Source organism: Haliscomenobacter sp. (genome assembly GCF_033763495.1).
Lineage (GTDB): Bacteria > Bacteroidota > Bacteroidia > Chitinophagales > Saprospiraceae > Haliscomenobacter.
In genome coordinates this window covers 1-8,031 of record NZ_JANRKL010000123.1, presented here as the reverse complement: position 1 = coordinate 8,031, position 8,031 = coordinate 1, and the positions used below count along the sequence as shown (strand labels likewise).

The window sequence follows — 8,031 nt, the reverse complement described above, 5'->3', positions numbered from 1 at the left end:
CAGATCTTCCTTGACCTTTTGGGCCTTTTCTTTGGCACGTTTTATTTGCATTTTCACCGCGCTTTCGGTTTTGTTCAAAATTTCGGCAATGTCTTTGATCTGCATGTCATCCTGGTATTTCATCAGGAGAATGATGCGATCAGGAGTAGGAATTTCATCCAATACCTTGCGCAATGTGTCGACTTCTAGTTGAAGTAAAGCTTCATCAGGCACCTCGTCGGCCGTATCAGGGGCCTTTTCGATGTCGTCGGTAAACAACTCACCATGTTTTTTATTTCTTCGCAAATAATCGATGCAAAAGTTGTACGTAATGGAATAGACCCAGGTGGAAAACTGTGCTTTTTCCCCAAATTTAGCAAGGTTAAGGAAGATCTTTAGGAAAATCTCCTGAGTAGCGTCATGAGCCAATTCCTCGTTTTTGAGGATCGAAATACACTTGGCATACACCTTGCTTACGTAACGGTTGTACAACAAAGTGAAGCAGGGGTTTGCCTGGGTTTGCAGGTAAACGTGGATCACTTCAAAATCCCGCATTTCTTTGTTACAGGTAACAGCACTCAATTTCCTTAGGTGTTGATTCACCTGCGAAGATAAACAAAAACCGTGATTTGTATTTTTAGACGTCAAGAACTGAAAAAAGGTACGCTATAAATGTAAAAATTCTTAAAATTTTTAACTAAAATGATCTAGTGATGAATGATAAATGAGGAGTGATGAATTAGGTTTGTCTTAGAACCCAATTCATCACTCCTCATTTATCACTCCTTATAAAATATCCATTTTGCAAATTCCTTGAAGGTTCCTTTTTTCCCATACAACAAAATCCCTACCCGATAAATACGGCCAGAAAGCCATACAAAGAATATAGAAGTTCCTATCAATACCAACACGGAGGTAATGACTTGCCAGGCTGGTGGATTACTGGCTAAAATGGCGGGCATCACAATGGGTGAAAACAAGGGGAAAATCGAAGCAAACACCGATAGGCTGGAGGTAGGTGTTTCAACGGCTTTGATCATGATGTAAATGGCGAGTACCACCGGAATGACGATGGGGATGGTCAGCGTTTGGGCTTCGCCCATATCATCACCAATAGCTGAACCCACCGCAGCAAACAAGGAAGAATACAAGAAATATCCCCCCAGGAAATAAATGATAAACAAGGGCAAAATTAAACTCCAGCGGATATTGCCTACCTCATTCATCGCAGCCATCACGAGTGCTTGGGTATCGTCAGGATTAATGGCAGGTGCTCCTGGGCCCATTGGCATTTGTTGTTCGGGATTGAAACCCATGGTAACCTGAGCAATGGTGATCAGTAATGGAATCAGGATAGCCCAAATCAACACCTGGGTAAGCCCCACTGCACCCACCCCGATGATTTTACCCAACATCATCTGGAAAGGTTTTACCGAAGAAACCATCACCTCTACGATGCGGTTGGTTTTTTCTTCCATCACCGAACGCATCACCATGGTGCCGTAAATGAAAACGGCCATATACATGATGAATCCCATGATAAAGCCAATCCCCGCACCAATGGCACTGGTAAGACTGGTCGCATCTTTGCCTCCTTCTTCGATGGGTTCGGGTTCTACATCCACTGAAGTGTTGAGGGCTTCCAGTTGTTTGCGCTCCAATTTGAGGGCCTCAATTTTGTAATCCCGCAAGGCATCCCTGACCCGGTCTTCGATGTGGTCTTCAATTTCCAGGGTCGATTGCCCTTCAGTGTAGTAGTAAACCATATAATCCTTGCTGAACAAGTCGCCAAGTTTGGGCAAAAGCAGGATGCCATCATAGTCACTGTTTTTGAAGTTTTTGCGCAACTCCGCCAGTGGCTTTTGTTCAAATTTGAAGTACATCCCTTTTTCGTCCTTCAGTGCTCCTTTGAGGATCCCACTTTCATCAATGACTGCAATTTTTTGGGAATCATCACTTTCGTAAGAAAATATGAGGCTAGCCACCACAAAGAAGGCCACAAAGGCCAAGGGCGTAACCAGGGTAGCAATGATGAAAGAAGGTCGGGTTACCCGCGTGAGGTATTCCCGTTTTATGATGAGAAAAAGTTTATTCATGACTCTTGATTTAAGTAATGCGAAATAGAATTAAACCTTAGTTGGTTGGTGGTTTTTTTCCACAGCCTGAATAAAAATTTCGTTCAGGGAAGGCATAATTTCGTTAAAAGCGCTGATTTGCGCCCCTTGCCCGAGGAGGTATTGCAGCAATGCGTTGGAATTGCCCCCTTCAGCCAAGCCCACCACGAGTGAATTGGGTTGTTGATCGACCACTTCAAATCCCGGTGGCAAAGTTCCTTTCCATTCCTCCGCGAAGTCAAGCTTGAAGCGATTTTGTTTGAAGCTGTTGCGAATGGCTTTGACCGGGCCATTGAGGATGTTTTGGCCCTGATCGATCAGCACGATGTTGTCACAAATTTCTTCCACCTGCTCCATGCGGTGGGTGGAAAAGATGATGCTGACTCCTTTGGCGCGCAAATCGGCAATTTCGTCCTTGAGCAAATTGGTGTTGATGGGGTCCAGCCCGGTGAAAGGTTCGTCGAGGATAATCAGCTTGGGGTTGTGCAATACGGTGGAGATGAACTGGATTTTTTGTTGCATCCCTTTGGAGAGTTCTTCAATTTTTTTGCCCCACCAATCCGTTACTTCAAATTTTTCCATCCAATATTTGAGCGCCTGTTTGGTATCACTGGCGGAAAGCCCCTTTAGACGCGCCAGATAGGTGAGTTGTTCGCCCACCTTCATTTTTTTATAAAGGCCACGTTCTTCGGGCATGTAACCAATCTCTTCGGGGTGGCGGCTATTCAGGGCCTGACCATCCAGGAAAACCCTGCCGCTATCCGCCCGGGTAATTGTGGTAATGATCCGAATCAGCGAGGTTTTGCCTGCTCCATTGGGCCCCAACAAACCAAAGATGGAAGCCCGAGGTACTCCGAAGCTGACGTTGTTGACCGCAATCTTTTTGTCGTAGGTTTTTACCACGTTTTGTAAGTCGAGAATTAGATCCATGTGCTGCTAGATGAGAACTTTATGAACGAGTCTGAAAAATCAATTAGAAAATTAGTAGATTTAAGGGCAGTAGTGCATAATTTCGGATGTACAACCCTGTTTAGAGGACAAATGTACATTTTCTCTTGGGGCGATAAAAAATAAGTGATCATTTTGCCAGAGGATTAGAGAAGTAAACGTTTCACTTCAAGTGTCTTATCTAATCCTCTGGCTCGGGAAAAATGATCGCTTATTTTTGCCCCACTATCTTCGTGACCCCGATCGCGGGTTTGCGTCAAATGAGTATCAAACAACAATTGATTATTTCAACCAACCCATTATTGCTATGAAAAAAATTGCGCTGCTTTGTGCAATCTGTTCCCTTGTCAGTTTCATCCCTACACAGGGCCAGGATGTCACACCCCAGTCCAGTTTAACCCCTAAAGGAATCGACATTCCTGAAGACTACGATATAGCTCAATCCAATACCCTGCGCATCAATCTACCCAATGTGGATGAAAAACTGGTAAAGCGGGTATGGTCATCTTATGCCCGGACCCAACTACGGAGTAAAGTGCGTTACGACCGCAAAACCAAACAACACCTGGCTGATCAGGCGCAGATCAAATCGTATGGTGAAACCAACCTGGAGTACAATAGCCGCCAATCGGGTAAGGACGTCAATTTTGAAATCTCCTTCCGCGAAAACAACTATGTTGAAATGGAAGTAGGTGGTTTTTCGCAGTAACGCAGCATCAATGCTACCAACCTGCAACGCAACCGTGCCGCTAAAGAGGTGTTGACCGATTTTGCCCGCGAAGTGCGCCGTGAACAAACCCGCCTCGAACTGGTGGCAGAAGAGAAAAACCTGAAAAAAATGGAAAGCCAGTTGCGCGCCTTAAAAAATGCGAATACCCGCTACCACCAGGAAATCAAACAAGCGGAAGAGCGAATCGCCAAAGCTAAATCCAACATTTCTCAAAATGAGAAAGATCAGGTGGATACGCAGAAAAAACTTCAGGATCAGCAGAAAATGGTGGAGGCGGTGAAGCGCAAAATGAGTAGCATTTGATTTCCCTTCCTAATTGTATTCTACCAAGGTGTTAGCTTCGGCCGGCATCTGCCCTTATACAATATATTAAGAGAGAACTTTACGTTCGGCCTGTTCTGGTTCACCGGGACAGGTCTTTTTATTTTAACTTACCTTGGAATGAAAAAAATACCATTACTGCCGCAATTGCCGGTAATTGTTCGCATTGGTTGGATCAATCCTGGACATGATGTCGGCTACCCGGTCTTTTTCATCAGGGGTGCCTATCTTAAAGATCTCGGTAATTTCCTTTGATTTCGAACTCAGAAACAATTGCATCAGGATGGTATTCGGGTAGGTATCAAAGGATTTACGGGCGTTTTCCAGGGTTTGGGAAATGATCGAACGACCTTTGGCCGGATCTTGCGACATTTGATCCAATCCCAGACGGTGGTAAGCGTATTGCAACTCCCGCATGGGTTTCATCCGGGGTGAAGACCAGTTTTCACTGATCCAAAAACGGTTGCGGTTGTTGCCTTCAATGGAGCTCCAACCCCGGCCTTTTACCGCAGAAGCACTTTGGGCTACATTCACAATTTGTTGGGCTGCCTGAAAATAATCCGATCCGCCATTTAAGGAGAAGGAATCGTAATCCATGCCCAGAATGATGTGGATGTAAAAAGCCACCACCTGCGAAAGGTTGTCGTTGAAAACCGATTTGCTGAATTGCAAAGGTTGAAACTGCTCGTATTTGAAGGTCACCTCGCGATCGATGTAATTGAAAAGAGTGGTTTCGTTGTTGGTACCGTAAATCGGGCGAGAGGCCTGAATGGCCAATTCCGCAGTATACACGTTGGGAATGGGTCTTTGGCTGTCATCGGTGGCTTCGCCAGTGATGGTCAGCAAAATATTGCCTTTGATGCGTTCTTCCTGGCGAAAATCGTCTTCGGTCCACTTGCTGCTGTTGACAAATTCTCTCAAGGCCTGTTCCAAACCATTAAATACCGCGGGATCAGCCGTAAGCAATCTTTGGATGTTCACCTTGGTGGTAAAATTCAATTCCTGGGCTTGAACCATGCTCAAACCAGCAAAAAACAAAACAAAGGGTATGAAAAAATTTCTCATAGCAACAGCTATTAAACCTTGAACAAATCGATCATTGCTTGCAGAATATCCTCCGCAACTGCATTCTTTGACTTTAACTCAAAATCGCGTTTCTTATTGTTTCTGAACAGGATGCTGATTTTGTTGGTGTCGTGGTTGAAACCCGCCCCGGCATCGCGCAAGGAATTCAGGACGATGCAATCAAAATTCTTTTTTTCCAGCTTGCCTTGGGCGTTGTTTTCTTCATCATTGGTTTCCAGGGCGAATCCGATTAGCAACTGACCTGCTTGTTTCATTTTACCCAAATCGGCAGCGATATCGGGGTTTTTGATCAGTTCCAATTGTAACTCCTCACCTTTTTTCTTGATCTTTTCAGTAGCTACCGTTTTGGGGCGGTAATCGGCTACAGCGGCTGCCAGGATGGCGGCATTCATTTGTGGAAACAATTGTAACGCCGCATCGTGCATTTCCTGAGCGGTTTCAACCTTGATCAGCTTCACCGCTTTTTCTTGTGGCGTCAATTTGGATGGGCCCAATACCAATGTAACATCCGCGCCACGCCTCGTCGCTGCGTCTGCCAGTGCGATGCCCATTTTGCCGGATGAACGATTGCCGATAAACCGCACGGGGTCGATGGGCTCATAGGTTGGGCCTGCGGTAAGCAGGATTTTTTTGCCCGCCAGATCCTGTTTTTGGGCAAAAAAACGCTCCAGATAGGCCACAATCTCCTCGGGTTCAGCCATGCGCCCTTCACCGGAAAGGCCACTGGCCAATTCGCCTACACCTACCGGAATGAGTTGATTGCCATAGCTGATCAAACGTTCCACATTGTGTCGGGTAGCCGGATGATGCCACATGTCGAGGTCCATGGCTGGTGCAAAAAAGACCGGGCAACGGGCAGACAGGTAGGCTGCTACCAGAATATTGTCGCAAAGCCCATTGGCCAGCTTCGCCAAAGTTGTCGCAGTTACTGGTGCAATCAGCATGGCATCGGCCCATAGGCCTAGCTCAACGTGGTTGTTCCAGCCTGTTTCAGAACTGACCTCACTGTATACCGGACGTTTGGAGAGGGTGGAAAGGGTAAGCGGGGTAATAAAATCCTGGGCGGAAGGGGTCATCAGCACCTGAACCTCGGCCCCAGCTTTGATCAGTAGGCGCGTGAGAAAGGCAGATTTGTAGGCAGCAATACTACCGGAGATGCCGAGGATGATTTTTTTGCCTTGCAACACGATCTTGAATTGAGAATGACGAATTTTTCGAATGACGAATGACGAATATTGGGTAGCCCAAATTCGTCATTCGTCATTCGAAAAATTTGTCATTCAATTAATCCGTTATTCCTGTGGGCGCTTCTTCCGCTCTACATAACGGAAAGCAATTTCGTTGCTGAGGAACTCTTCAGTAGCAATGATAGCCGGATTCGGCAAACGCTCGTAGAACTTGGAGATTTCGATCTGCTCCTTGTTTTCACTGATTTCCTCGATGGTATCCGAATTCACCGCAAACTCCTCCAACTTGTTGTGCAACTCGTGCTTGAGGTCTACGCTCAATTGCCGGGCACGCTTGGTGATGATGGCCAGTGATTCGTATACATTAGCCGTTTTGCGAGCCATTGCGTCCATGTTGCGGGCGCGCACGTTAGGATCCAGACCCTGCACTTTGGTTTTGATATCGGACATTGGTCAATAATTTTAACTGTTTATTGGAATTATCCTGGATGTTTTGTACTTCTTTCAGGCTTTCTGACTTGGGGTAACGCTCCAGGAATTCCGCCGACAAACGACGACATTCTTTGAAACGCTCTTCCCTTTTGTCCAAAATACTGTTGAGCGCCAGATCGTAGTACGAACGCAGGATCATTAAACGCACTTCCTGAGCATTTTTGGTTTCCGGAAAATCCTTCAGCAGGTTTTCAAAAGCACTTACTGCCGACTGGTAGTAGCGCAAATTGAAGTACAATTTTCCTTCTTCAAATGCTTTGATCTCCAGTTTCAGGCGCAGACGGTCAATGAGTGTGTTGCACTCGGCCACCCGTTTGCTGTCTGGATAAGTATTGACAAAAAATTCAAATTCTTCGATCGCCTGATTGGTGTTGCCCTGATCCAAACGAAAAGTAGGGGACTCCTGGTATTGCGCATAGGCAGACATGAACTCTGCTTCTTCGCGCAAGGGGCTGGCACCATAAGTATTGGCGAAAGTTTTGAAGTGGTACGAAGCCGATGTGTAGCTGCGCAGGTTGTAAAAGGTGTAAGCGTATTTGAAAAACACGTCCTCCGCCTCTTTTGTTCCACGCACGTTGGGGATGATCATCTCCAACAGGGTTTGGGACTTTTGCCACTCTTCCGCCTGGTAATATTCCAAAGCCTTGGCGTAAATCTTTTTCACATCGCCACTGGTGCGAATTTGTTCGAACTCACTTTTGCAGCCATTCAGCCACAAAATGCTCATCAACAACAAAGCCAAAACTGGTAAAATGGTGGTTTTCTTCTCCATAGGGCTGCAAAATTACTCTATTCTTGTGAATTGCGCAATTCAATTGAATAAAGAATCCATTACGGTACAGAGGGTTGGTTGGGTGCAAATAAAATTGTTGTTCAAAATTTTTACTGTTTTTCAGGCATTTATGAAATTAATCTTGGAATTTTTTTTTGAAAAAAGCTTGGAAGAAGAAAAAAAGCAATTTACCTTTGCACCGCTTTAAGGGGAAGCGTGATGCCAGCTGAGCTAGAAAGCATTGAAAAACTGAATTTTAACTGACTTTACAAAAACATCGTCAAGTGGATACGTTAAGTTATAGAACGGTTCATGCGAATAAGGCAACTGTAGAGCGCAAGTGGTATGTGATCGACGCGGAAGGCGAGGTTGCTGGACGTTTGTTCTCCCAAGTGGCGCACA

At 45.6% G+C, this 8,031-nt stretch carries 9 protein-coding genes; 2 read left to right on the top strand and 7 right to left on the bottom strand.

Annotation, left to right across the window (positions count from 1 at the left end):
- From SFV55_RS13080 to SFV55_RS13070, 3 genes are all read right to left on the bottom strand, one after another.
- The coding region (locus SFV55_RS13080) for a sigma-70 family RNA polymerase sigma factor (protein WP_320029955.1) at positions 1–561 on the bottom strand (561 nt) is incomplete at its 3' end.
- Positions 562–758: 197 nt separating this feature from the next.
- Positions 759–2,075 carry an ABC transporter permease gene (locus tag SFV55_RS13075; RefSeq protein WP_320029954.1) on the bottom strand — a complete coding sequence of 439 codons (1,317 nt, stop codon included), beginning with the start codon at positions 2,073–2,075 and terminating at the stop codon, positions 759–761.
- Between the two features lie 30 nt (positions 2,076–2,105).
- Complete coding sequence (locus tag SFV55_RS13070; RefSeq protein WP_320029953.1) at positions 2,106–3,023, bottom strand: ABC transporter ATP-binding protein; 918 nt, start codon at positions 3,021–3,023, stop codon at positions 2,106–2,108.
- Positions 3,024–3,348: 325 nt separating this feature from the next.
- On the opposite strand from SFV55_RS13070, the gene SFV55_RS13065 reads away from it, so the two are divergent.
- Together SFV55_RS13065 and SFV55_RS13060 are read left to right on the top strand one after the other, a co-directional pair.
- A complete protein-coding gene (locus SFV55_RS13065) occupies positions 3,349–3,750 on the top strand; it encodes a hypothetical protein (protein WP_320029952.1) in 402 nt (133 codons plus the stop codon).
- A 48-nt stretch (positions 3,751–3,798) separates the two neighbouring features.
- Positions 3,799–4,074 carry a hypothetical protein gene (locus SFV55_RS13060; protein ID WP_320029951.1) on the top strand — a complete coding sequence of 92 codons (276 nt, stop codon included), beginning with the start codon at positions 3,799–3,801 and terminating at the stop codon, positions 4,072–4,074.
- A gap of 153 nt (positions 4,075–4,227) precedes the next feature.
- On the opposite strand, the gene SFV55_RS13055 is transcribed toward SFV55_RS13060, so the two are convergent.
- From SFV55_RS13055 to SFV55_RS13040, 4 genes are all read right to left on the bottom strand, one after another.
- Positions 4,228–5,157 (bottom strand): DUF4835 family protein, encoded by a 930-nt coding sequence (locus SFV55_RS13055; protein ID WP_320029950.1) that lies wholly within the window; start codon positions 5,155–5,157, stop codon positions 4,228–4,230.
- An 11-nt stretch (positions 5,158–5,168) separates the two neighbouring features.
- Positions 5,169–6,365 (bottom strand): bifunctional phosphopantothenoylcysteine decarboxylase/phosphopantothenate--cysteine ligase CoaBC, encoded by a 1,197-nt coding sequence (coaBC, locus tag SFV55_RS13050; protein ID WP_320029949.1) that lies wholly within the window; start codon positions 6,363–6,365, stop codon positions 5,169–5,171.
- 105 nt (positions 6,366–6,470) lie between these two features.
- Positions 6,471–6,815: a DNA-directed RNA polymerase subunit omega gene (locus SFV55_RS13045; RefSeq protein ID WP_320029948.1), complete on the bottom strand. Its 345-nt coding sequence runs from the start codon at positions 6,813–6,815 to the stop codon at positions 6,471–6,473.
- Entirely contained in the window at positions 6,775–7,629 is an 855-nt protein-coding gene (locus tag SFV55_RS13040; RefSeq protein ID WP_320029947.1) for an outer membrane protein assembly factor BamD, read from the bottom strand. The genes SFV55_RS13045 and SFV55_RS13040 overlap by 41 nt, the downstream gene beginning before the upstream one ends.
- Between the last annotated feature and the right edge of the window lie 402 nt (positions 7,630–8,031).